Origin of the sequence: Paenibacillus sp. FSL K6-1122 (genome assembly GCF_037977015.1) — a bacterium.
Classification (GTDB): domain Bacteria; phylum Bacillota; class Bacilli; order Paenibacillales; family Paenibacillaceae; genus Paenibacillus; species Paenibacillus amylolyticus.
Map to the genome: position 1 here is coordinate 7,060,581 of NZ_CP150272.1, position 25,489 is coordinate 7,086,069.

A 25,489-nucleotide genomic window follows, 5' to 3' on the forward strand; every position below is an offset into this window, starting at 1 on the left:
TACCGCCTTCCCTTCCATTACTGGATGTGCTTTTTCTTCTTGTACCCGAGCAGACAGAACCCAATCGTCATTAAGGACATCAGCGCCAAAACCATATACAAGAATGGCGATTCACTGTTATCTCCAGTTTTCGGAGCATCGTCCAACTCGTTGCTATCGTTCTTAAGCTGATCGTTACCATTGCTTGGTTCAGGCGTTACGATGCCTGGTTCTGGCTTTACAGTGCTCGGATCTGGCGTTACGGTGCCTGGATCTGGCGTTACCGTGCCTGGACCTGGCGTTACCGTGCCTGGATCTGGCGTTACGGTGCCCGGATCTGGCGTTACCGTGCCTGGATCTGGCGTTACGGTGCCCGGATCTGGCGTTACGGTGCCCGGATCTGGCGTTACCGTGCCTGGATCTGGCGTTACCGTGCCTGGACCAGGCGTTACGGTACCTGGACTAGGTGTTACGGTACCTGGACTAGGTGTTACGGTGCCGCCTCCGTTGTTACCATTGCCGCCGGTGCCGCCACCAGAACTAATCGGCTTCATTGGCACATCGTACCTGACAATGTCAAAATCGACTGAAATGGTACCACTTGTGTGCGTTTCGTATCCGTCTTTCGTTACGATCAGATAGTAATCCGCTTCAGGAAACACCATGTACGCATAGAAGCCATCTGCATCACTACTCTGCTCCGGGCTCTCGTTGTCGTACGGCGGGAAATTTGGAACCTTTGGAAGCGTTACTTTCGTACCCGGAATGCGGCCGTTATCTCTATTCCGCTGCGTATCCGCATAATACAGTGTAACTTTGGCTCCATCAATTTTCTTGCCAGTGACGGCATCTCCTGTCGTTTCATCATAGACCGTACCGTAAGGGTCGACTAACTCCTCTGAAATATTCAGCTCTCCGTTAGCTTTAACGTCAAGTTGCGCCACTTTGAGGAGCAATTCCTCGCCGGTCTCAGCTTGATAGCGAACTTCCATTGTGTACTTCTGCTCGCTTAGCCCTTCCACAGAGAAAGTTCCATTCGTAGCCATAGGGAATGCTTTAGGTTGGCCGTTTTCCTTAACATAATTGCCATCCTTGTCTTTCAAATAGATATGCATCTGGCTAGTCAACAAATCATTGAATAGCACTGTTGTTCCATCCAGTTGTTTGAACAGAATGATCCCCACGGCCGTAATGTCCGCTGGAACAGTCTCGTCCGTTACACTGCTGTTCACTTTTGCTTTCTGCGTAAATTCAACAGGTGCATCCTTACCGCCTACCCGATACAATTTCGTATATCTGATCGTATAATCGGTATCCGCTACGGCTGGAATTGAATATTCACCCTTCTCGTTCGTCTGCGTCTGAATCTCTTCGCCTGTCTTCAGATCAGTTACCGTAATCGGTGCATTCGGAATGACTTCTCCTGTGTTATTGTTACGCAACACGCCTTCCAGATACGGTCGGGTATTGGCAAAATGTGCTTCAGATAATTTTTTCTCTGGAATAGTGCCCATGTGAATGAGACTCTCTGGATCAGTCACATAGCCATCTTCCGTATAATCATCTTGGGTCACTTTATACTGAAGATTGGTTGGAAGCCCTTGGACAATGAGCGTCTGTCCATCTGTAAGCTCAAAGCTCTCACCGCTCTTGATCATACCCTTACTGCCGTCTGATTTCTCATAGACGTAGGATTCGTCCGATCCCTCGCCGGTGAAGGCAACCGTGTACTTAAACAGCTTCTTCTTGTCTTCATCTTTGCCTTTAACTGTGTTGCTGATTAATAGGCCGCCCTTCAAGACTCGCACGTTCGTGAACGGGGCATCTTCATCAATGCCTTTCATGACTCCGGTATAGTACCGTTCCTCAGGAGTAGTCATGTATTCATCGGTTGTGTAATCTTGTTGGGTAACTGTATATTTCAGATTCTTAGGCAGGCCCAAAATATCCAGTGTCTCTCCATCCTTGAGGCGGAAAGTACCGCCGGACTTGATCGAACCTGTGCTGCCGTCCGTCTTCAAGTAAGAGTAACTTTCCTCTTTGCCTGTATCCTCAAAGTTGACGGTGTACTCGAACTCCTTCGTGTTATCGCCGCCGTTGCCCATGACCGTATTGCTGATGGTCAGCTTGTTAACGGTCCGTTCATTGATGAAGTCCGCTTTGTGATCACCTTTATTCACGATTGAGCCAGACAGCTCTCTCGTACCCGGTATCGTCGTATAACCGTCAACGGATGTATAATCAGCCTCGTTTACGGTATAGACCAGATCCGCAGGCAAGGCTGGGAACGTCACAGATTCCCCGTGCTTAAGGGTAATCTTGCCTCCGCTCTTGATCGTGCCGAACGTATCATCCGACTTCTTATAGGTATACTCTCTGTCCTTACCTTCGCCGGTGATGGTCACGGTGTACTCGAACTCTTTGTCCGGATCACTGCCGTTGCCTTCCACCTTATTGGTAATGGTCAGCTTGCCTTGGGCCGGTGTAGGCACGATCAGTGGATTATCAGAGGTTAATTTCACCCCGTCAACCCAGATGGGCTTCCCTGGCGTATTCCCTACATATACTTGGTATACTCTTGTAGTTGGCAGCCAAGTATTGGTGTCAATATAAGTTTCTTTCAGCTCATAATACCCTGGATCAGGGAATAGCAGATTAAGTTTCCCTCCGCTATCGGTTTTTCCTTTGGTGATTATAGTTCCGCCGTCTTTCTTATAGAGTGTAAACTCTACGTCTTTTAGCGGATTGCCATTGGGATCTACCTTTTTCAGAGGCAACAGAGCATTGGAACTTGAACTGCCAGCCACGTCCGAACTGTCCAGCGTACTTTCGCTTCTGGCACTGACAGATTTCAGATTGTCATCGCCCTCCAGTTTTACCTCGTTGCCCATTGTGTCTCCAGCTTTCGCTTTAGATGGATCAACTTCTGTTTGGTACACAAACTGGTAAAGCTGATTAGGGTCGTCCATTTTAAATGTTAGAACCGTAGCGCCACCCGTGCCTGGTGCAGCTTCTACTTGAACTTCAGCATTCGGGTCGCTGAGGTCCAGTGCTGCGCCCTCTCGTTCAAGAGTGCCGCTTGCGGTCAATTTAGCAGGATAGACTGCCATACTAGGTGATGTCAGCACAAGCTTTCCGTTTTCTTCATAACGCAAATTCATGCCTGCACCCAAGGTATCCTGCAAATAAACACCCTGCTTCATGTTAAATGGCGGGGTATAGTTCACCGTCCATTCCAGCACTCCTGGAACTGGCTTAGTTACCGACTTTCCAAGGGTCTGAATAGGTACAATAACTTTGCGCTGTTCGGTGACAACCTTCTCCACTCCACCCCATGTCATATGAAGGTCGGCTTTGTTATACAGCACCTGTTTGTCCGTGCCGTTGATGGTGTATTCCTCTAAATACTTCTGCAGAGCATCATTGGAAGGTCTTGCCTTCACCAGAATAATATAAGGACTTTCCAACTTGGAGAAGGTGAAAGTACCCTCGTTTCCAATGTGTGAAAAATGGACTACATGAGAACTAGTACCTGGTTCAATTAGAGTTCTAGCATCGTTTCTAACACCATATTCTGTTCCTGCACCATTGTCCGAAAATCCTTTCCAAAGCTCAAAATCCTTAGTTTCAGAGAAAGGAACAAATTCCCACCCTTCGGGAAGTGTATCCACTAGCTTAATATTACTAATGACTCGATTACCGCCATCCTTAGCCATTTCTTCTGTGTTATATCCAGGCATATTTACCCCTAAACGGAATGTGACCGTTTTGGTTGTCCTGTCATAGCCAGAAATTGTCCATGCTTCATTGCTATCATTTCTAATGTAACTGCTAACGTTATTCGGCGTCACATTGTCAAAAGTACCATCTACTTTTAATGGCCTCGAAGCAAAGAGCATATCCTTGTTCAACATATGCAGGTGTAGGTTGGCGCTGTTATCTGCTTTTTTTACGGTTTCGCCATCAATGAGCAAAGCCCGATTCGAAACAGTTTTCCCTGCGTTAATATCCTGTCTGAAGAGAATGTTCGGGTTGGTCTCAAGTGCACGGAAGCTGAAGGATGCCGCTTCTTCGGTGTATCCGGTCACCTTGATCAAATCCGCCACCACTTTACCGTCCACGGTTAATGGAATAGCTTTCATCGTCAATCCGGTTGCATTCGACTTCAGAGTTCCCGCTTTGTACTGCTTCCAAAGCTGCGCAGAAGTGATATTTGCTTTAATTTTCGCAATTGTCTCCGCACTCACCTCGCTGGTTTCATCTACAGCGTTGTCCAAGACGTTCAAGTCACCGCCATGCACAAGGACATCGTATACTACCGCGTTAGGTAAGGCATACTGTGGTGCTAGATTAACGGTCCACGTGATACTGCCCAGGTTATAATCCTCGGTTGATACTGCGCCTGTTTTTGTAAACGTGTGTGCGCCAATGCTGACGACTGCCTCATCTGTCACCGCAATAGGTCTTTTACCCGTCATTACATCGTTGTTCTGTATAACCCCTGGTGTATCCAAATTCCAGTTGGCACGAGGGTCAATTTGGAAGCTGGAACCACTTATCGCCTTGCTTTTAATCAACAATTCGACTTTTCCGTTAATATCCCCGAAGGAATACACGCCGTTTGAATCTGGTGTAATTGGCGTTTCTTCAGATACAGCGCCATCTACCCATGTCTGCCATGCAGCCGATTCAAATTCCAGCCCAGCCGGTAATACATTTGTGATGGTAAAGTCCTTTAACTCTTTTTTATTATATTGGTTAACCGCGATCTTCCATGTAATGGTTTCATTCGCATGGTCATACGAAGCGCTGGCTTGAATCCAGTCGGGAGCAAAAGAAATCTCCTGACCTGCCTGTACCAACATGTTGTTGTCCTGTCTCAGTTCCACTTTGCCATTCATGTCCCGGTAGCTGCGACCAAGATTGTTTGGCGGATTCCGATGTTCGTAATAATAAGCTTCCTTTGGAATCCATGTTTTATATTCAACCTTTGGATCTAGACCTGTTCCCTGCGGAAATATGTAAGTCAGCGATCCGTCGCCCCCAATGACTGGCGTTACATTTTGGCCGTTTACTTTGAATGAACCCTCCTTATAGATACCACGGACATTTCCAAAACCCGTATTATAAGTGGCTGGATTCGTATAGAATGTCTTCCCGTCTAACGGCAATTTGACTGTTTTATCAAACTGATCGAATGCAGAGACGTTTGACTCCCAAGTAATTGCACCTTCAACCAATTGCGCTGGCTGAATCCCGCGGTAACCATACTGATCCCACCTGATCATTCCAGGCGAGCTTAAAGTAATGTTATACTCTGCTGTAACATCTGGGTTCTCTAGCTGATATGCACCACCAAAGATGTTGATCGGCTTTTTATCGCCATACGCTAGTCCCGTTATATCTGCATTGGCAGTAGATTCAAAGCTGAAGGCAATACCTCGTCCAACACCATTGAAAAAATTATCTTCACCGTTAAATACAATCTTGATGCTATTTGGAGTGAAATAGGCGGTACCCAGCTGTTTTGTACCTGATTCCGTCTGTGCATTCAAGGTTTTAGTAGCTGTTGGCAGCACCACTTCCTTGAAGTAATCTTCTCTTTTCAGCTCGATCCAGTCACCCTTTTGGATGTATTTCTCAGGATCTGCATTAGTTGGATTTGGGTCATCACCATTCACTGGTACCTTGAGACCTTCCGATTTGAGCGTAAAGGGCTGTCTACCCTGAATAATACCGTTTGGATTAATAACAGCATTCCCCTGTGTCACTTCCAGCGGAAAGGTTGAATTAGATTCCATAAATACCGCTGTTTTGTCCGTTGGGACTGCCGCCATCGCTACGAAATTATTCGGTTTGTCGTTCACTGCCTCTGGTACCGAAAGCGGTTCCTCTTGCACTTCCTCAGGTTCCGAAAGCGGTTCGTCATTCACTGCCTCAGGTACCGAAAGTGGTTCGTCGGCACTCGGTGAGTCAGATTCAATGACCGCTTCCATTCCGGAATCGGTTGGCACACTCTCCGCATATGCGGCGGTGGAGTATATCACTGTCTGCAAGACGAGCAACATTGCCAGAAATAAAGACAATAACGGTTTACCTATATTGCGTTTTTGTTTCAAACGAAAATCTCCTCCACTTCTAAAATTTTTGCAGCAACCAGAAACTTTTTCCCTTTCCTTTGGCCATTCCATCCTTACAACAGAAACTGATAAAATTCATCAAGTTCATATGGCTTGCCTTACCATTTTACTGTAGAGCCCTTACCAAATTCTGAACACTAAGCGGTAACCAGAGCATAGAGCCAATTCAGACATGGATTTCTCCATAGAATCGTGGATTTTAAGCATAAAAAAAACATCCTAAATTGGGATATGGCATTCTCCTGGATAAACCCTTTTCACCAATTAAAGAATTACTTGATGAGAGGGTTTATCCGTAGAGGAATGCTCATTCGCCCGATAGGATGTGTTTCTCTGTTTTAATATAAAGTTTGAATAAGTTCTACATTATGAAGCTTTTGCTGCAACAGCTTTTTCAATTAATGCTTTTGCATCCTTAGTAGTCAGACCTAGTTTAGGTTGAAGTGATTTTTTATCTGTTCCAGCAAAAATACCTTTGTCAATCAATTTTGCCATAGGTTTAATTGCATAGGCAGACACGGATTTACCATCTTCGAAACTAGCAATAATTGTAGCAGCGTCTTTATCAGTCGCTTGATCTTTTACCAATTTAGCAAGAATGGTAGCAGCTTCTTCACGTGTGATATCCCGATCAGGATAGAAGTTTCCACCATAACCTTGAATGAATCCAGCATGCGTAGCTTCAGCAATCGCATCTGCATATGCAGCATTAGCCGCAACATCTTTGAATGCAGGTGCTGTAGCTACTTCGTTAAGTTTCAACATGTCGACCAGAGCACTTACAAATTCAGCACGAGAAATGACTTCTGTTGTTACAGGTGTTTCTGTTGGCTCGGTAGATGCAGCCAGGTTTGTGATACGTCCTTCATTTTTAGCTTCGATGCTACCGCCTTTATACGTGTCTACGATGTATTGGTAGAATACATCCAGATCGATAGGACCTGCCAGGGATGATTTAGCATCCAGCAGCACTTTATAGTTATCTCCACCTGCAGCCATAAAGTTGTTAACTACAGCCGTATATGTTTTTGCAGGATCAATCGTTGTTCCATCTTCAAGACTGAGACCTGTAACGCGTTCTGCGACCGGCTTATTGAAATCTGCAGTGTATTTCAAACCAGAGATTTGGAGTGTTTTGGTATTAGGTGTACCGTCAGCATTGATACCCCATTGCTGCTGCAACAAGGTTTTAACCTGTTCGCCAGTCAGCTCAAGTTTTACTAGAGTATTACCAAACGGTTGGATTTTGGCAAGATCAGCAAAGGTCACATCGCCTTGTGGCAGATCCGCACGAATACCGCCTGGATTCATAAATGCAAAGTCAGCTGCACTTGCCTCATCCCCAAAGTCTGCTTCACGCATTGAATCTGCAATGAGGTTGCCTAGAGGGGCTTCGTTATTATAAGCATCTGTACGGGTAACAGAACCATCCGTTGTACCTACTGGCTTCGTCAGCTCAGGATGCTTGTCTAATGATTTTTTAATAATAGCTAAAGATTCAGGGTCTTCTTTTACACCCTCTTGGAAAGTCGTTGTAACAGTCGCTGATTTTTCAGTTACATCCCCGGTAGCAGGGTCAATCATCAGCTTGATATCTTCAAACGCCGTACCATATGAGTAGGCTTGCACAATCAACTTTCCGTTCACTTCACCGTTAGCCAAAGCATGATTGTCACCTGCAACGATAACGTCAACAGGGGAGTCCGCCGGTAAAGCTTTTGCCAGATCAGCTGCTTCTCCAGTGGTTACGCCTTCTTTGGTTGTTGCTGGATCATGTGCCAAAACAATGATCGTTTCTACACCTTGGTCTTGCAATTCTTTAGCATATTTATTAACGGCTTCCACTTCTTCTTCTGCGCTTAAGAAACGTACGCCAGCTGTCCCCGATGGAGATACTTTGGCAGGTGTGGATTTCGTCACTAGTCCGATAAATCCAATTTTAACTCCGCCCACTTCTTTAATCACATACGGCTTAATCAATGTTTTTCCTGTGGCAGTTTCAATCACGTTTGCATTGACGTAATCAAATTTTGCACCGGCATGTGTTACCTTACCTTCTTTTGGATCAAGGCCACCAAAGATCTGTGCCTTTAAAGCAGCGACACCTTGGTCGAATTCGTGATTCCCTAAGGAACCTACATCAAAGCCCATCATATTCATCCATTCCATGGTAGGCTCGTCACGATCCAAAGATGAGGCTGGAGCAGATGCACCAACAGAGTCCCCATTATGGAAGAGTAGAGAGTATTCATATTTGGCTTGAGCTTCTTTGAGATAGGTTGCTAGAATTGGAGCCGTTCCTGCCTTCTTATCACCCACGATTGATGTGGTATCTAACTGACCGTGGAAATCATTGATTCCAATCAAGTGTACTTCTACATCGCTACCTGCGGCAGAGACAGAACCTGTTGCGCCCAATAGTTGCGTGAGTAATAGTGCAGCAGTAGCTACACGCAGTGTGCTTTTACCCAAAACTTTTTTCCAAAACATGAATGAAAAAACCCCTCTCCAATTTTAGATCCTGAGATATTTTACCATAGTTCAATTCATAAAAATCATTAAATATATAAAATTGATGTAAAAATTTTGGGAGATTGATAGAGGAGATGAATACCTATGTCTCGAGCTGCACCAAAGTTAGTGTTTGGCTTCAATTTATTCAAGCGAATAATAGGTTTTTTTCTAGCTCAGGAGACGAGAAGTTATAACGCATTGGTTGTAAGTAATAGATTCAAAATTTCATATAGAAAAATATGGCTTTTATATTTTTTGTTGCTATAATGGAAAATAAAGTATGTATTTTCACTTGATGATATAACTCCTCTACTAAAAAACACTTAGCTTCCATCTCCTAAAACACACACATCCCATTACATAATATGTATCAAAGATTTTCACACTTCTATTAAAGGAGGTGACCGTTGGGAGCATTTTAGATCTTAGTTCCCGTTTTACACCAGATGGGGACGTGTTACCTCACCGCTCCTGACTGAATACAACGCAGAAACATGCAATAGCTGTAAGGATTTGTTGTTCTATGCATTTAACTTTAACCATTATAAGAAAAATAGGAGCGTGTCCAATGAACAAACGACTTTTTCCCAGATCTTTTCGAGTTCTTATGGCTTGCTTGTTGATTCTTGCATTTGCCGTACCAGCAACAGCTTCTGCTGGCTATCTTGGAGATAAACTCACGATCGGCCAAAGCATGGCAAAGGGTGATTATCTCACCTCCCAAGATGGTAGATTTTCAGCCATTTGGCAGAATGACGGGAACTTTGTTATCTATCAAAACGGTTCATCTCTTTGGAGTAGCGGAACTAGTAACAGTGGGGCTCTTTCGTTCAATTTTGAATCACAGTACGGGAAACCTGTCATCTATAAATATGGCATGAAATATCAAGACGTTTACCAATATGGTTATCGTTATGGTTTCAACCCGGCTACAGGTAAATTCGAATATTACACCGGTTGGGGATGGGACAAAGTTTTGATGATTGATACTTCTGTACAGGTAGCTGCTTGGTCTCCCAATACCACCTCATGGATTCCAGGTCATCACGGGAGCAGCTTACCTGCTAACACAACAGGTGATACACTGGTCATGCAAAGTGATGGGAATTTAGTTCTCTATAACACAACCCTGACCAATAGCAATTATCCGAACAGTTGGATTCCTGTCTGGGCTTCCAATACGGGCGGGCGTTAAAATCAGATAGAGAGCCGCGTGATGCGCGGCTTTTTTTTGTTTATCAGAAGGATATCATTGATATTGTTCATATTGCTGTTGAATAGACAGCGAAGGCTGTAATCCAAGTTCATGAAGCAGTAATTGTGTATATTGCTCATAGTGGTTATGTAGTGATTTTCGATCTCCCATGGCTCCCAATATACTTAACAACAGCAATGTTGCCTCTTCCTCAAACTCATTGCGGGATACAATTCTTCTGGCAATGCGTGCTGCTTCATTATATTGATTCCGTTCCAGCAACCAGCTTGCAAGACGCTTGGCATAGGAAACGTACACAATTAACAATCTCTCACGTTCCCCTGTCGCCCAATCAAAAGATTTACCCTCAAACAACTCGCCTACGAACTGTTTCTCTAACGCTATGGCCGCTTTTTCATTAGCTATATTGAATTCAAATAACTCCAACATGGTCTGTTCGAATCGAATAAAATCAACATCGGCTTGATCTAAATCTACCCGATATTGCTCTTGCACTGATAGGATCATCTCCTTGAACCCATGCTCGGATAACACCTTTCTAAGCTGATAGACAATCGTATTCAAGTACACTTCCGCCTGCTTGAGAGGCCTCCCTGGGAAGAGATCCTCCAGGATTCGGGATTTGGCTACACTTCGACCCTGATGAACAAGCAGATAGGCAAATAGCTCCATGCTTTTTTTGGATTTCCATTTTACTGCACCCGCTTGTTTGCTGCTAGCCTCGAAGCAACTCAGTCCATGAACCGTCAGCCGATTAGGCGCAATGTCGTCAGCAAGATTAGAAGAAGATCTGCGTCTGCTGGCCGCCCTAGTGAGCGTCTGAGCCAGTCGCATTCTGGAAATCGGCTTAACCATGTAGTCCAACGGATAAACATCGTAAGCGTGAATCGCATATTCTGCATGCGAAGTGGTAAACACAATGTCAAGATCATTACAAACTGAGATCAAGCTGCGTGCAAGCTCTAATCCATTGTCCGTAGCGATCTGGATGTCCAGGAATGCGAGATCCACTTCCCTGTTCTTAACGAAATCGAGTGCCTCTGCCGCATTCTGAAAGCTTCCGACAATCTCCACATCTTGCATACTCGACAGCATCCGCTTCATTGCCAACAGCATGGCAGGCTCATCATCAACGATGAGTACTTTCATCTCTCTGTTCCGCCTCTCAAAGTGAAGTGAAATACGCTTCCTTGTTGCACCGTGCTTTCTGCCCACATATCTCCACCACTTAGTTGTACGAACTGCCGACTTACGAGCAGTCCAAGCCCTGCCCCTTTTTCACCTAATGTACCCGCCATGGAGTTGAGTTGCTTCTCGTTAAATAGCTGACGAACTCGCTCCTCTTCCATACCTACTCCGTTATCACGAACGGACACGATCACCATGTCTCCTGACAACTGAGCGTACACTTCGATTAAACCACCCAATTCGGAAAATTTGATGGCGTTGGTTAATAAGTTACGAATAATTAAACCAACTGTTTCCCGGTCTGCATATACATGGGTGCCTATAGCAATCTTATTCATCACGCTGATATGTTTACTCTCACTTTTAATGTGTAACATATGACAACAGTCCTCAACAACCTCCGAAAGCTCCAGTAACTCTGGACGAAGTGTCATGTCTTCAACCTGACTGCGAAACCACTCCAACAAGTTATTAGCCATTCCAAGTGTATTACGAATCTGGTCACCCAGCTGCTCAATGATCTCCTGATGATCCGCAGCGAAGGATTGCCTGTCCGCCTCCAGTAACTCCACGAGTTGAAACTGCAGCGCTAGCGGACTGCGAATATCATGCGATATAATTGTAAACAGTTGATCCTTCAACTGGTTCAACTGTGCCATCTGCTCCAGATGCCGTTGTTTCTCTGTAATATCAAAAATAAGAGAAATATTACCCTGTGCCTTACCCAGTGTATATAATGGATATACGTTTACACTATATATTTTTCTTTCTCCATCCAGCCACTTATCAATCTCTACACTGCCCGGTTGCATAGACTTGCTCAGCTTATACCATTCTGGCCAGGAAGCTAGGATTTCCGATATATTCCGACCCGAAATATTGGTATAGCCCAACTCTGAGAACCATTGTGAAGCTCGATTATTGTTATCGATGACCTTTCCCGAACCATTCACAATCACAATACTCTCCTGCAACGTATCGAGCACAATATTCCTGGCAATCGGAACGGTAGAGAAGAACTTAATCCTCAGAATAATCACCAACATAATTGTCCCTGTAGATCCGCAGTAAACTGTTAATGGAAGTAACCATGATGACCACTCAGGCTTCACAAATTTGATAATCTCCAGGACAAACGGTAATGTAGCCAGAAGGAGAACCCACATTCCCGGCTTACGATAATCACTCCTAATATTCCTTACATACTGAAATAAATAGTAGAGGCATATAACCACTGCACTATAGCAAATGAGGCTGAATGCTCTAGAATAGAGGGTTTTTGTTGTGACTAGGTGGCCATTATAAAGCTCAATCGTCAGATATATAATATGAAAGTTTGGGTCAAGCCACATAAGCAACGACCACGATACAAATACGGCAAACAATAGGATCTTCCATTGGGTCTTCAGCAGCTTGTCTCGACCGACTAAGTGATAAACGAATAAGATCAAGAAAGGGACCATTACATTTTGGGTCGTATTCTGAATATTGCGAAAAATTAATTTAGTCATAAATACATCGCTATGTCTCTCCAGAATGATACTGCTTGAGTACATCATTCGGCATACGATCAAACCTACGAGGTAGATTACTCCGCGCTCTCGTCTAAACCCGTACACAGTGAGTAAGATGATACCCGTCATGATCAATGAAACAATCATCAGGATAAGTTCTACAGTGGAATTCATACATCAGGTCCCTTTATATTTAAATTAAGAAAATAGACACCTTATGCCTTTTCTATCCATAATAGTAGAGGGAATTATGGATTACAAGCATATCTCCTATCAGGCTTCAACAAAAACTGACCCCTGTTGTCATCTAATGACATCAGGGGTCAGTCCTTTATTGCTTAATGTATAGATTTCCAAAGTCGCAAGAGTACAACCGCTGCTTCGGCTCTTGTTGTTCGTCCCTCCGGAACAAATCGATTACCCGCTTGCCCTTTCAGAAGTCCGTGCTCCTGAGCAGCTTCGACATATGCCTTGGCCCATGTTGGAATGCTTGTATTATCAGAGAAATAAGAGTTAGCCGTACGATCAGCATTCCACTTCATGGCCTTGGAGACCATCGCAGCCATCTCTGCACGGCTTACCGTTTGCTTCGGCCGTAATGTTCCATCGGGATATCCTTGCAGAATTCCCTCGGCTACAGCTGTCTGGATCGTCAGGTGTGCCCATGCCGGGATGCTTTCTGCATCGCGGAAAGACACCTCACTTGATTCGTTATGTATCGGGATCTGAAGTGTCCGCATCAGCATAACGGCGAACTCCGTTCTTGTTACGTTGCCTCTTGGTACAAAGGTGTAGGCATCTATCCCCTCCACAATACCCAATTCTGCTGCCTCGCAAATTTCGGATGTTGCCCAGTGATTCTCGATATCCGTGAGCCGGCATACCGGAGCTGATGACGCATTATCCTCATCATCGGTAATACGGGTAACCGTTACGGTATACGTGTTGATCGTTCCATCCTCGGCTTGAACCGTAAGTGTCAGCACATTGGCACCCATCACCAAAGGAACGGTCGCCATCTCACTTATGCGTTCTCCCCTTAGCTTAACAACCGCCTTGGAATGGACTGAAGCTACTTCCAGTTCAACCTGCGCAGCGTCTGTTTCTACTGTATACGTCGTAGTCCCCGACGTGAACTTAGGAGATAATTCCAATGTCTTTCCGGAATTATAAACATTTATTTTAGCTAAAGCTGCCTGGTTAGATCGGGATGGGGTTACCGAAGGCCCAACAGGTGAACTACCGCCTTGATCTATTGGATTCGGTGCTGGTACCGGCATTGTGTTATCCAGTAGAAAAGGATTGGAAATCGCATCCGTAACATTCCCTACGTTGTCTGTTGCGCGAATGTGTAAGTACCAGTTGCCATTTCCGCTAGTCTGACTCAAGTTATCACTGTTGCTGAAGGGCAACCAGCCACCTGTCGGAACGACGGTACTTTGCGTCCACACATATTGCAGTGAAGCAGTATCTATTCCGCTTTGTATGTCGCTGACCTTCACTTGGCTTGCTGCGGTTTTCGCCGCGGCAACACGACCATTCGTACCGAACTGCACTTCTGGAGACGTTGAATCGATTGCTACAGTAATGGTATACGTTTGACCCGGAAGCAAATAGGGCTTCACGTGAACAGGAATGACCGTATCCGTGGTTGCTCCCGAGATATCTATCGTCTTGGTGTTGCCGTCCGGCAGCAGCTCATTGTTTACGTACATAACTGTCTGGTCCGCGCTTGCCATTGTCGGCGTTACATCTACACTGGACAGCGATTGACCGTCGTAATAATACGTGTAGTCCATGACTGCAGGATCAAAGGATTCCGTGAAATTCCCTTCCTCTAGCTTAAGATCTCTCAGATTGGCATTCCCAGGTACATTAATTTGTCCATCCTGATTATATCCCCAAGTAACTAGGGTACCATCTGACTTTAAGGCAAGCGAATGTAAATGACCTGCAGCGACCGCCACTACTCCTTCTAAGTCGGTTGGTACATCGGTTTCACCACTAATATTTCCCCCCCAGGCGACCACCGTGCCATCTGACTTTAGCGCTAGTGAATGAGCTTCTCCTGCAGCGATCGCCACTACTCCTTCTAAGCCTACGGGCACATTGGTTTGACCACCATTATTACCTCCCCAGGCAACCACCGTGCCATCTGACTTTAGCGCTAGTGAGTGAGATGCTCCTGCAGCAACCGCCACTACTCCGTCTAGGCCTACAGGCACATTAGTTTGACCAACATTATCGCCTCCCAAGGCGACCACCGTGCCATCTGACTTCAGTGCAAGCGAATGGAGGTTACCAGCAGCAATCGCCACTACTCCGTCTACAACCACGGGTACATTGGTTTGACCGTTGGCATTGTTACCCCAGCCGATCAACGTGTTGTCTGACTTCAGCGCAAGTGAATGGTTGCTTCCTGTGGCGATAGCCACCACATCATTCAAGCCCGCTGGCACGTTTAGTTGACCAACGCTATTGTTACCCCAGCCGACAACAGTACCGTCCGATTTCAATGCAAGTGTATGGAAATACCCAACATCGATTGCTACAACTTCACTTAAACCTAAGGGAACGTTTAGTTGACCAAAGTCGGTTCTCCCCCAGGCCACCAACGTCCCATCTGACTTTAACGCCATTGAAGCAAGACCGCCTGCGTCTATTTTCTCTACTTTAACAGGTGAAGCAGGACCTGCAGCATAAGCCGATCGAACATCAAATGGAACGATTGTGCTGAACAACAATACGAAGCATATAACAAGATAATCCATCTTTCTCCAATTAAACGATAACAATATGTATTCTCTCCTTCATCCCTTTGATTCAGGCAACGCCAGAGCATACTTTTTGATCAGATCCGAGAGTCATCACCCTCTATGGATATTAACAGAGCGCTATGAAAGAATAATGAAAGAAATAGAGTGGTGTTCTTACTGTTTTTTATATTAGACTAATACTTAACATATAGAGGATGTGATTGTTTGACAGGTATCATAAGTGTTTTAGTCTTATTAACAGGATTAATTATGGCAATTTGGCCTTACTTTGCTTGGTATATTCGACTGGGATGGAAGTTTAAAGATGCGGAGCCAAGTGATTTAGCACTAAGTACTGGACGGATCTCAGGCATTGTCTTGGTGATTGTCGGTTTTATACTGATCGTTTCAAGTTGCTCCACGGGAAGCGGAGCGGACAGCAAATGGGCAGAACAATTTAAAGAGAAACTTGATGCAGGGCAAGTAAAAGAAATCAGTATCGGTATGATTAATCCCACCATATTAAGCGAGGAAGAAAAAAATACGGTTATCCAAATGATACAAGATGCAGAACTTAGACCTTTTGATGCAGGTGATGTGTTTGGATCGAACAATGCTGGAAAAATTACATTTACAGACGAAACGAGCCTAGACATCGTTATTTTCGGACCTTCTGGAGGAATCGAATTGCATCCGAAGGCTGCTGAGAAGGAATATGAGATCATGAGTGAAGAGTTAAAAAATTGGTTTCACACCAATTATAGTGATCAGTAGTGTAAGAAAAATTTTGCAATTACCCTCCAAGCAAAAAGGGTCTGGAAGCTTACTTCCAGACCCTTTTTCCATATTAAGGCTTCTAATTCTTATTTCGTTTGTTAACTTCAATTGCAATGAACTCTGGCAAATAATTAGGAGTACAACCCTTTGATACCATTTCATCTTTATAAAGACCTGTATTCTCACCAAGTTTAATACAACGTGCACGGTACTTTTGATCATAAATGCCTATCCAACCTGCAATGAAATTCATAGCCCACTGGACTGTCGGCTCTTCCTGCGTAATATTAGCTTCAATTGCAGATAGTAAGTCCTCGGTGTTATCAGGAGGCGTTTGTCCGGTCCATCTCAATCGCGCTTGATAATACCAAAAAGCTCGCCTTTGAAGAGCAGAAGGGCTTTTTTCCCATGACTCCATCAATGCAATGTTCTTCTTGTCTTTGGTGAGCTGATTAGCCATTAACCAATCCATTAAGTTATTTCGCTCATCAAAAGTGTGAGTCTGCATATCCTTATCAAACTTATTAAGCACTTCTTGTGAGAGAAGTTTTTTATCCATAATTAAAATAGCTAATAGTCTGGGCAAAAACGCTTCGGTCGACCAAAGTTCCATAGCTAGTTCGTGATCTTTTTTAATATCCTTTGCGATTTTTCGTAATTCGCCTAGCTTAGTTTTACTATTGATCTGCTGTAGAATGTCCCCTGCTTTTGAAGAGTATTTCGTTTCTATACTTTTATCCTTATTCATTTGATACCACAGCTCCTTTATGGTGAAAGTCTTTGAAGAGCGGAAGGACTATTTCCCATGACTCCATCAACCGCAGTAAGATAAGAAGCTTATTTTCATATATTTACAATTAAATGTGTTAGACTACTAAAAGAAGAATTGCCAATCTATACTAAAGAAAGCTACACAACTGGATACGGGTAGTTATTACGATAAACGTAGTTAGAAAGGAAACCCCATGAATAGTTCCTTGAAGCAACGAATGAAATCATTATTAGCACCAGTGTTTCCCGGTGGAATCATAACCATTCTGATATTTTCCCTTGATTACTTCCAATTCGAACTTGTTGAAAAATTTCTACTTTTTGCGGCTTTTGTCATTGTACCTCTTGTGATTTTACTTTTGAACCATGATGAAAAGAATAAACATCAACGAATGATTTATGCTGCTATGAAATGGCTTCAATTTCCCGCTGCGCTTCTTACCCTGGCCTCGGTAATGAGTAATAAGATGTGGGGGTTAGAAAGTACGGAAATCCCAGGAATTCTGTCTCTTGGATGGCTACTGTTCACACTGCTGCTTGGCATCTATGGCTTGACCACAATTGTGATCTCTAAAGGAAAAGCAGCGGAAATAGCGATTGGTGCGGGGCTCGTTTATTTTTTTATCGGGGGCATTTGGTTTACCTTATATCAATATCAATTGAACCTGTTCCAAGCTAATCCTTCAACGCACGCGTTAAGCTCGCTCCACTTCCATTTCTCATCTGCGATCGTTCCGATTTTTATTGGTGCACTGGGACGCATCATGACGAAGAAAAGCTGGTATCCTTGGGTCGTTGCCATCGATATCATCGGACCCATATTGATTGCTATTGGTATGATTTTCTCCAAGCCAATTGAATACGTCGGTGTCACTTTGTTCGCCTGTAATATTGTGGTTTACACCGCTTATCTCCTTTCTTACTTGAGGAAGAACTCTTTGGATAATAAGGCAACCTTCTTTTTAGGCCTTTCTTGTCTAGCCTTTTACACGGTTGTTGTCATTTCTATTTTCTATCCGTTACTGAAAAATATGTACTCCTTAACCATACTCGATTTTATTCCCATTTATGGATCTCTGCATGCGTTTGGTTTTGTCTTATGTGGACTAATTGGTTGGGTGTATATGGTGGACTTCATTAAGGAAAAGGCTAACCAATCGGCTTCATAGGAGTAGTTTAGTCAGGTTCGTGCTATAATAGTGATCACATAAATAACATTCATCATTCTGCCGAGATGGCGATGATTAAGGAGATTGAATTTTGACGAACAACCATGATATTGGAGCAGTTAACGAACTACCGGAGAACTTTGAAGAGCTCAAACGAGCGGCTAACCGGACGTCGAGCTGGAGAGAAAGACTGAATGCGGTGAACGAATTGGGGAACTGGAATACAGCCCCTACCATTAAGTTGCTGCAGCATGTTTTGAAAAATGATCAAGTGTTTCAAGTGCGCGAAGCCGCATATCAAAAGCTCAAGCAGTTGGATGAAGATGTACAAATGCCTGCCAAAAACAAAGGTGAGCTGTTTAAAGGTACTAACAAAATTTTGCTACGGATTAAAAAAAGCCTTCCTGAAGGTCACACATTCGAGCAATTCAAGGAAAAACTGCAAAAGACACGTCTGGATATTTATGATACTTACGAGGGCGACAAAGATGCTGATTTCGATTCCTGGCTCCATGGAATTTGGGAGACACTAGGTAGAAGATAACCGCCGTTCACCGTATAATAGCTGAGTATCAAGCCACTCCATCAATGGAGTGGCTTCTTTATTTCTTCAGCGTCACCTCCATCAGATGTGGGGGTATTTTCTCTCTAAAAAAGTCACCACTGTCAAACTGATCTGACAAAAAAACGCCCTGTCTACTGATTCTTAAAAATCAGTAAACAAAGCGCAAAGTTAGAGCCTTTTTGAACAACCTCTATACCATTTACTCTGGTATATAAGGAAGATCCAGTGTCTTCGGAACGTTGATGACATGTTTTTCTGTATACGTGCGGATACCTTCCACGCCGTATTCACGGCCAATACCGGATTGCTTAACCCCACCGAAAGGGAACCGAACGTCGAGCCCCTGCACAGCAGCTGTGTTGATCATAGTCGTTCCAGCTTCGAGTTGACGTGCGACGGAGATGGCATCCGCTTCTTTCCCCCACACAGAACTCGTCAATCCATATATGCTTTCATTGTGTAGATGAATAACCTGCTCTTCATCGTCAAATGGAAGAATCGGAACCGTAGGACCAAACTGTTCCTCCACTACAATCGGATCATGAACATCGCAACCTAAAACAAGCGTAGGTTGTAAGTAGTAGCCTTGGTCAAACAGCTTCTGATCCAGAATTTGACCGAGAGGGATGACCTCAGCCCCGCGCTTTTGCGCATCTTCAACCAAACCAAGCACGACATTTTTCTGCTTCAGGTTATTAACCGGACCTACTGTCGTATTTGAATCAAATGGATCACCAATTCGAATCCAGCGATTTGCCGCCTCTATATATTTTTCCACAAACTCATCATAAATAGAACGGTGTACATACACACGTTTGGCGATCATACAGATTTGACCTGCTGTCAAGAAATTAGAAATGACAATCCGGCGCATTGCTCGCTCATCATGAACATCAAAGCTCTCCAAGAAGATAGCCGCATCATTACCACCAAGCTCAAGCGTCATATCCTTAATCGTTTCCGAAGCCGCTTTGATAATATGCTTAGCTGTTGCGGTTCCACCTGTAAAGGCGATTTTAGTAACAAGAGGATTACTAGTCAGTTCAACGCCCACATCCGCATCACCATGAACGACATTGATTACACCAGCCGGGAACTCACTCGCAATAATTTCTGCCACTTTCGCTGCCGCCAGTGGCGCATATGGACTTGGTTTAAGCACAATCGTGTTGCCCGCAAGTAAGGCAGGAGCGATCTTAATCGTAGATAAAGCAATGGGATAGTTCCATGGACTAATTGCTGCCACCACACCAATGGGATCATAGGAAAGAATCGTTTTACCATTCTCATGCTCTTTGATCTCTTCCTGTAGAGCCGATTTGGCTTCATTACAAGCAAATTCCATCCACATTAACGAAACATAAATTTCACCGTGTGCATCATACAGGGGCTTGCCATGCTCTCTGGACAGCAAATGAACAATTTCATTCTCAGCTGCTCTAATCTTCTCGATCGCCTTGCGCATCATAATAATGCGTTCATCAATGGAGATCTGATTCCATGTTTTAAAAGCCCCTGCCGCCGCTTCAATCGCATCAACCGCTTGTTCTCTCGTAGTGACAGGGAAATAGCCTACGATCTCGGATGGGTTTGTCGGATTCTCTTTTGCTAACTGCGAAAGGGATTTTACATTTTGACCATTAATGAACGCTTCAACTATAATTGTCTCTTGGTCTGCTTGCGTCGTCATTTTACATCCCCTCCGTTATTTAAATGGATTAATTCCAAACTTCTTCTGCAATTTCCTTCACATAACGAAGTTTACGCCATTGTTGTTCTTCCGTTAAAATATTGCCTTCTTCTGTAGATGAAAAACCACATTGTGGACTCAAACATAGTTGCTCAAGTGGTACATAGGTTGCCGCCTCTGCAATCCGAGCTTTAATGTGTTCTTTATCCTCTAACTCGCCTGTTTTCGATGTGAGTAAACCAAGCACGATTTTCAAATCTTTTCGATTCACATATTTTAATGGCTCGAATCCACCTGAGCGCTCATCATCAAATTCCAGGAATAATCCATCTACGTTTAAGCCTCCAAAGATAACTTCAGAAGCGTAATCATAACCACCCGTTGAGAAATAGTTCGATTTATAGTTACCACGACAAATATGCATCGTCACCACTAAATCTGCTGGTTTATGAGACAAGGATTCATTAATCATGCGCTGCATCGTTTTCAACTCTTCCGCCGGTTCCAGACCTTTAGCACGTAGCTTATCGTGACCAGCGTCTGAGAACAGGTCGGCCCAAGCTGTATCATCTAATTGCAGGTATCGACATCCCGCATCATAGAAGGCTTGAATGGCTTTTTGATACGCCGCAATCGTATCCTGAAGGAATTGCTCTCGGTCCGTATAGATATTGGCGTCATTCTCCAATCGATATAGAAGCATGTTCGGACTTGGAATGGTCTGTTTCGCTACTGCGTCACCTGCATGCTTTTTCAAAAACTCAAAATCCTGAACAAAGGGATGACTCGAGAAATCAACTTTACTAACAACACGAATCCCACCCTTGCGCGTTTGCATATTATGGAATTTCGGTCCGTCTATTTGCTCATACAACTCTACGCCATCCAAGCCGCCCAGAAAATCAAAATGCCACCAGCTTCTGCGGAATTCACCATCCGTAACTGCCAATACGCCATTTTCCTTTTGCTTTTCAATAATTCGAATAATCTCTTTATCTTCCACAGCTCTTAATTCCTCATATGTGATGTTGCCTGATTTATATTGTTCACGTGCCTGACTTAAATCTGCAGGACGTAGAAAGCTACCTACATGATCATTACGAAATGGTATCATAACTATTTCTCCTTCTAAACTTTTTATTCTAATGAGTATAGCATGATGAAAAGGAATGCTTGTTATATGAAAAAAGCATGGCTAGTCATAGCTTTTAACAATAGCTACAAGACTTTAATACGCAAAAATCCACAACTTCATAGGGTAGTGGATGTGGTTTTACCTTTTATCAATATCAATTCAGGCTAACATCCACTTTCCTATCTCTCCCAATATATTTATTTCTAGTATAATAACGGGATACAACAAACATTTTAAAATAGAAGGAGAGTTGTTATGGAATATCATGTATCCAACCATGGGAATGATCAAGGAAAAGGAACAGCGGATCAGCCCCTTCGTACCATATCACGCGCTGCGGCTTATGCCATGGCTGGTGATACAGTTATTGTTCATGCGGGAGTATACAGGGAATGGGTTAACCCGGCTAATGGAGGAACAGCGGAGCATAGAATCGTATATCGATCCGCAGGAGACGGGGAAGTCGTGATTACAGGAGCTGAGCGGATTGCCAACTGGAAGTCCGAAGGAAACCATGTCTGGAGCACAGAAGTGCTCAATTCCCTCTTTTCCGTTCGCAATCCCTATGAGGTAGAGCTCAGTGGAGACTGGTTGTTTGACGGGCCCTTCCCAATTCATCTCGGCGATGTCTATTTGGATGGCAAATCATTGTATGAATGCGATAGTATTGAAAGCGTTCACAATCCTGAAGTTTGGTCCGAAGCCAAGTATCCCAAGGATTCATTGTTAAAATGGTATGCCGAGGTTGGTTCTACAACAACAAAAATCTGGACCAACTTTGGTGGAAAAGATCCTCGTACGGAAAATGTAGAAATTAATGTACGTCCTTATTGCTTCTGGCCTGAGAAACCGGGAATTAACTACATCACCGTAAGCGGTTTCACTCTGCGTCAAGCCTCCCCCCAATGGGCACCGCCTACAGACTACCAGGAAGGTTTGATTGGACCTCACTGGAGCAAGGGCTGGATTATTGAGAACAATATAATCAGTGAGTCCAAATGCGTTGGTATTAGCCTGGGTACCGAAATCGGCACAGGCCACACCAAGTCTTTGGAGAAGCATAGTAAAGGCGGTACTCAACGCGAGCAGGAGGTTATTTTACAAGCATTACGCTCCGGCTGGCATAAGCATAACATCGGAAGTCACATTGTTCGAGGTAATGTAATTCATGATTGTGAACAGGCAGGTATTGTGGGTCATATGGGAGCAGCCTTCAGCCACATATATCAGAACCGTATTTATAATATTCACCATAAACGACTCAGACACGGTGCCGAAGTTGCGGGAATTAAGCTTCATGCTTCACTGGATACTCAAATTAGCGAAAATATAATGTATAGCTGTTACCGTGCGCTTTGGCTGGACTGGCAGGCTCAGGGCACTCGCATCAGCCGTAATGTATTTTTTGACAATCTTTCGGAGGACCTCTTCGTTGAGGTTTGCCATGGTCCATATATGGTCGATCATAACCTATTTCTCTCTCCGATGAATTTCAGAAATATGGCTCAGGGCGGGGCATTTGCTCATAATTTGTTTGCAGGCCGATTTGTAGTTCGTTCCGAAATTACTCGTATTACGCCATATCACTTCCCTCACGAGACGGCCATGGCTGGATACTCCAATATCACTGGAGGCGATGACAGGTACTACAACAATATCTTTATAGGTGACAATGATCCTAATAATGAGCCTGTGCCCATCACCTTTTTTGAGCATCTTCCGCTTAAACCAAGAGATGAAGTTGGAGAGGACGGGAAGACGGTCATGGATGGTGTTCCGGACAACTCCATATGTTATCTGCATGCTGTGGGACTGGGCGGCTACGATCAACATCCTAATGTGAAAGATAAGAAATGGTGGGAATACACCAAAGAGGAGCTTCTTGAGCTTGGCGATGCGGCGAAGGATTTCTTTATAGGCAATGCCGTTCTTCCGGTAGCTATGGGTGGCAATGTATTTCTTAACGATGCGGTTCCAAGTCGTCACGAATCCCAAGCGAAGATAGTTGCACAGAAGGGCATAACAATTGAGATGAATCCTGCACTAGGCAAAGTGCACATTCAGATCCATGATCCCGAATTGCTTCGGGCAACCTCTGCAATGTTAGTTACCACGGATCTGCTTGGAAAGACTTATCACGCCGATATGAAGTATGAGGAACCAGACAGTAGTCCATATCATTTTGACTCCGATTTCTTCGGATCAAAGAGACCCGATGCAGATGTCACAGCTGGTCCGTTTGAGTTAAGCGGAAATGGTACTCTTGATTTTAAAATTTAGTTTGTTATTGAAGGTCCAGTCATTTCAAGTGATTGGATCTTTTTTGTGTGTAAAGCCTCTATTCCGCTAATTGGGATAGAGGCTTTTAATTGGTGAACATGCTCTTTTTCTTTAGGATGAGCTTTGTTTTCATCAAAAGATTTCTGCCCTACTTGTGGTACGGTTCACCTTAACGAGTCTAACAGCGAAAAATGCGAAAAAAGCATGCCCAGACATGCTTCTTAGTTTATTTCAAATGTTCTTATTCTTATGTGTGAAACAGCGTAAAACTCTCCCAAAGAAAGAATAAAATATTTATTCAAATTCAGCCTTTCATGGTTTTGTGCTTATTTATTATGATTCCTTTTCATTTTTTCCATAATTTCATATATCTCTTTGTACTGTGCATCATGAACTTCATGTTTAATCCTTTCACATAATTTATCAAGGAACAGCTCTGTATTGCTTATAACATCAATTATACATTTTGCCTCTAAGGAAATCTTTCCTCTGGTCTGTTTTACATGGTTATAATTGTGAATGAATTCAACAAATTTGTCTTCAGCTTTAATTCCATCTTTTTTATAGAATATTTGATCAAATTGTTCTGGAGTTAACCTACTATCGCGATGTACAATACAATTCCTCAGTTCCACAAATGATCCAATCAAATTAAAATTTTCAATTTCTTCATACACTGATAGCCCTAATGTCCTTCTTAAAAAATCAAATCCTTTTTTTATTGTAAAACGCTCTAAGGATAATTTTTCATCATCCACTTTTTTTTCTTTAGCCACAACAAGACAGATTTCTCTAAATATCTTTTCCAACATTGAAATACAATTTGTGTAAATTGCCTTCCTGAAAAAATCAATAGAAAATTTCTGGAAATAATCTAATTTTTCCTTATTTCCATTACACGCTCCTGTTAGAGATAATTTATTTAAATTATTCACAAGATATTCATTGTCAGTTGTAATCAACCGTTCATATAATTCCTCAGTAAAACAGTAATATTCCCATAACATCTGGTAATCATTTATAAATGATACTTGTGTGAAAACTATAGATGGTATGGTACGTCCCGTATCCAGCATCGCAAATCTTCCCTCCAGTTAAAATGAATTTATAACATCCGACTTTCTATGGTCCAAGGAAACATGTAATTGAAAGAACCCTTACACCTAGGAGATAAATTTATAAGTATAATTATTATAAATTTCGACGATCGGGAACAGGGTGAATATATGGCGAACAAACTGGACCAACTATTTTTCGACGTAAGCTTCTATTGTAACCCTAGGAGTAATATCGCAAAAGCTTAATTAGGAAACGGCACGTGACTACCTTAAACAGGGTATATGATAGTTTCAGACAGCATAATCAATTTTCCCTCGCTTCCTTATATATTTAGGGCAAAGTGAATCCCATGCTGCTACTGCGACAGGAGAGTCGGAGAAGTATGAATCCATGTTTCATCAAATCTCAGTTCAATTGTCTCGATCTTCTTACTTGTATCCATCGTAATTCGTTTGATGAACAGATGCATTAATGTTTTTCGTTGCTCGAAAGGCGCAACGGTAAGAATCTGATGAAATCCATGAATTAACTCGCGAACCTGCTCGAAAACGACAGGAGAAACATCGTCATCCATTAATTCAAGCTCTAACTTGGACTTCTCGGCTTGAAACTTGATTAAATCAGCCTGAATCTCTTGCATTCTTCCAGTAAAGAACGATTTGTCCACGTTCCCAAGCTCAAACAGATCGAGGTATTTCTGTTTTCTGAACACACTTTGTCTAATTGGCCTATAATG

At 43.4% G+C, this 25,489-nt stretch carries 15 protein-coding genes; 5 read left to right on the top strand and 10 right to left on the bottom strand.

Translation table 11 applies throughout. The annotated features are described in order from the left end of the window. Positions 1-17: 17 nt before the first annotated feature. Both NSQ20_RS31330 and NSQ20_RS31335 read right to left on the bottom strand, forming a co-directional pair. Positions 18-6,098, bottom strand: coding sequence for a carboxypeptidase regulatory-like domain-containing protein (locus NSQ20_RS31330; RefSeq protein WP_340031524.1), 6,081 nt, complete (start codon positions 6,096-6,098; stop codon positions 18-20). Between the two features lie 387 nt (positions 6,099-6,485). Beyond that, positions 6,486-8,609: a 5'-nucleotidase C-terminal domain-containing protein gene (locus NSQ20_RS31335; protein ID WP_340031525.1), complete on the bottom strand. Its 2,124-nt coding sequence runs from the start codon at positions 8,607-8,609 to the stop codon at positions 6,486-6,488. A gap of 592 nt (positions 8,610-9,201) precedes the next feature. On the opposite strand from NSQ20_RS31335, the gene NSQ20_RS31340 reads away from it, so the two are divergent. Then, positions 9,202-9,828: a hypothetical protein gene (locus NSQ20_RS31340; protein WP_051447237.1), complete on the top strand. Its 627-nt coding sequence runs from the start codon at positions 9,202-9,204 to the stop codon at positions 9,826-9,828. Between the two features lie 54 nt (positions 9,829-9,882). Here the strand turns inward: NSQ20_RS31340 and NSQ20_RS31345 are convergent, their stop codons facing one another. The 3 genes from NSQ20_RS31345 to NSQ20_RS31355 all read right to left on the bottom strand — a co-directional run bounded on the left by NSQ20_RS31345 (position 9,883) and on the right by NSQ20_RS31355 (position 15,346). After that, entirely contained in the window at positions 9,883-10,998 is a 1,116-nt protein-coding gene (locus NSQ20_RS31345) for a response regulator (RefSeq protein WP_340031526.1), read from the bottom strand. Continuing rightward, entirely contained in the window at positions 10,995-12,725 is a 1,731-nt protein-coding gene (locus tag NSQ20_RS31350; RefSeq protein ID WP_340031528.1) for an ATP-binding protein, read from the bottom strand. The genes NSQ20_RS31345 and NSQ20_RS31350 overlap by 4 nt, the downstream gene beginning before the upstream one ends. 164 nt (positions 12,726-12,889) lie before the next feature. Further along, positions 12,890-15,346, bottom strand: a complete 2,457-nt coding sequence (locus NSQ20_RS31355; protein ID WP_340031529.1) for an S-layer homology domain-containing protein — start codon at positions 15,344-15,346, stop codon at positions 12,890-12,892. 186 nt (positions 15,347-15,532) lie between these two features. Here NSQ20_RS31355 and NSQ20_RS31360 point away from each other — a divergent pair, with 186 nt between their 5' ends. Beyond that, positions 15,533-16,081, top strand: coding sequence for a DUF6199 family natural product biosynthesis protein (locus NSQ20_RS31360; RefSeq protein ID WP_340031530.1), 549 nt, complete (start codon positions 15,533-15,535; stop codon positions 16,079-16,081). A gap of 82 nt (positions 16,082-16,163) precedes the next feature. On the opposite strand, the gene NSQ20_RS31365 is transcribed toward NSQ20_RS31360, so the two are convergent. Further along, positions 16,164-16,832, bottom strand: a complete 669-nt coding sequence (locus NSQ20_RS31365) for a DNA alkylation repair protein (protein WP_339190490.1) — start codon at positions 16,830-16,832, stop codon at positions 16,164-16,166. 217 nt (positions 16,833-17,049) lie between these two features. Here NSQ20_RS31365 and NSQ20_RS31370 point away from each other — a divergent pair, with 217 nt between their 5' ends. Both NSQ20_RS31370 and NSQ20_RS31375 read left to right on the top strand, forming a co-directional pair. Continuing rightward, complete coding sequence (locus tag NSQ20_RS31370; protein ID WP_340031531.1) at positions 17,050-18,024, top strand: YndJ family transporter; 975 nt, start codon at positions 17,050-17,052, stop codon at positions 18,022-18,024. A gap of 91 nt (positions 18,025-18,115) precedes the next feature. Beyond that, positions 18,116-18,568, top strand: coding sequence for a HEAT repeat domain-containing protein (locus NSQ20_RS31375; protein WP_036611867.1), 453 nt, complete (start codon positions 18,116-18,118; stop codon positions 18,566-18,568). 220 nt (positions 18,569-18,788) lie between these two features. Here the strand turns inward: NSQ20_RS31375 and NSQ20_RS31380 are convergent, their stop codons facing one another. Then, positions 18,789-20,279, bottom strand: coding sequence for an aldehyde dehydrogenase family protein (locus NSQ20_RS31380; protein WP_340031533.1), 1,491 nt, complete (start codon positions 20,277-20,279; stop codon positions 18,789-18,791). A gap of 28 nt (positions 20,280-20,307) precedes the next feature. Continuing rightward, a complete protein-coding gene (locus NSQ20_RS31385; RefSeq protein WP_100526841.1) occupies positions 20,308-21,393 on the bottom strand; it encodes a 5-methyltetrahydropteroyltriglutamate--homocysteine S-methyltransferase in 1,086 nt (361 codons plus the stop codon). Positions 21,394-21,669: 276 nt separating this feature from the next. On the opposite strand from NSQ20_RS31385, the gene NSQ20_RS31390 reads away from it, so the two are divergent. Then, positions 21,670-23,694 carry a right-handed parallel beta-helix repeat-containing protein gene (locus NSQ20_RS31390; protein WP_340031535.1) on the top strand — a complete coding sequence of 675 codons (2,025 nt, stop codon included), beginning with the start codon at positions 21,670-21,672 and terminating at the stop codon, positions 23,692-23,694. A gap of 326 nt (positions 23,695-24,020) precedes the next feature. Here the strand turns inward: NSQ20_RS31390 and NSQ20_RS31395 are convergent, their stop codons facing one another. Beyond that, positions 24,021-24,770 carry a hypothetical protein gene (locus NSQ20_RS31395; RefSeq protein WP_340031536.1) on the bottom strand — a complete coding sequence of 250 codons (750 nt, stop codon included), beginning with the start codon at positions 24,768-24,770 and terminating at the stop codon, positions 24,021-24,023. A 338-nt stretch (positions 24,771-25,108) separates the two neighbouring features. Next, complete coding sequence (locus NSQ20_RS31400) at positions 25,109-25,420, bottom strand: hypothetical protein (RefSeq protein WP_340031538.1); 312 nt, start codon at positions 25,418-25,420, stop codon at positions 25,109-25,111. Positions 25,421-25,489 lie beyond the last annotated feature (69 nt).